This window comes from Lactobacillus gallinarum (assembly GCF_002160635.1).
Lineage (GTDB): Bacteria > Bacillota > Bacilli > Lactobacillales > Lactobacillaceae > Lactobacillus > Lactobacillus gallinarum.
On record NZ_NFKZ01000074.1, the window covers coordinates 1 to 966 of the forward strand.

General features: G+C 40.8%; 1 protein-coding gene and 3 tRNA genes. 1 reads left to right on the forward strand and 3 read right to left on the reverse strand.

Annotated features, from left to right (window positions below; translation table 11 throughout):
* Window positions 1-42: 42 nt before the first annotated feature.
* The 3 genes from B5E95_RS10395 to B5E95_RS10405 all read right to left on the reverse strand — a co-directional run bounded on the left by B5E95_RS10395 (window position 43) and on the right by B5E95_RS10405 (window position 320).
* Window positions 43-116: transfer RNA gene (locus B5E95_RS10395), tRNA-Met, on the reverse strand.
* Between the two features lie 8 nt (window positions 117-124).
* Window positions 125-211 (reverse strand) — tRNA-Ser (locus tag B5E95_RS10400).
* A 37-nt stretch (window positions 212-248) separates the two neighbouring features.
* Window positions 249-320 (reverse strand) — tRNA-Glu (locus tag B5E95_RS10405).
* Window positions 321-600: 280 nt separating this feature from the next.
* Between B5E95_RS10405 and B5E95_RS10410 the strand changes: the two genes are divergently transcribed.
* Window positions 601-966: helix-turn-helix domain-containing protein (locus B5E95_RS10410; protein ID WP_005728997.1), on the forward strand; the 366-nt coding region annotated here is incomplete at its 3' end.

Here is a 966-nt window from a genome sequence, read left to right on the forward strand (position 1 = left end):
GTGACAGGGAGGCGAGATAAACCACTGCTCCAATGGACCAAATTGCGGGAGCTGGATTTGAACCAACGACCTTCGGGTTATGAGCCCGACGAGCTACCAGACTGCTCCATCCCGCGATAATATAAGGAGGATGTGGGATTTGAACCCACGCGCGGCAGAACCGCCTAACGGTTTTCAAAACCGTCCCCTTAAGCCACTTGGGTAATCCTCCATTAGCTGTAAGTACCAAAATATATTAAAATGGTAAATGACCCGTACGGGATTTGAACCCATGTTACGGCCGTGAAAGGGCCGTGTCTTAACCACTTGACCAACGGGTCATGTCTCTTACCGAAGAGCACTTTATTATAATAACTAAACAAGTTTTAAAAGTCAAGAACTTTTTTATCTTTTAAAACTTTTAAGTCATCGATGTGATCCCTCAATCACAACGTATTTAATATTAATAGATATTAATCTAAAATGCAAGGCTTTTTTTCAATTTTTTTATTTTGCTTTTTTTACCCGGATTTAAAATTGAAGTGCAACACTAAGTGTTAAACAAAAAGGCCATGAAGACCTAAACTTGAAGTGACGAAAAATCAAGAAAGGAAGATCTTCATGACCAATTCAAATTCTAGCATTTCTAAGCACTATCATCAATTAACCAGCGTACAACGTGGACAAATTCAAGCAATGCTGGATTCCGGCATAACTTCCCGTACTGTTATCGCTCAAGAAGTTGGCTGCCATAAGTCGACAATCAGTCGCGAAATCAAACGCGGAAGCGTCCTGCAAAGAGACAGCAGCTATTTATTGTATGAGCACTATTACGCTGATACTGCACAGATTTATTATGAGAAGCGTCGCAAAAACTGCTATCAGCGCAATCCATTGAAGCATTATGCTGTCTTTTTGAGAATGCTCTCTAGACGCTTTAAAGCTAAATTTGATGCCACCAGCATCGATGAGTTCGTTGGTGAATTC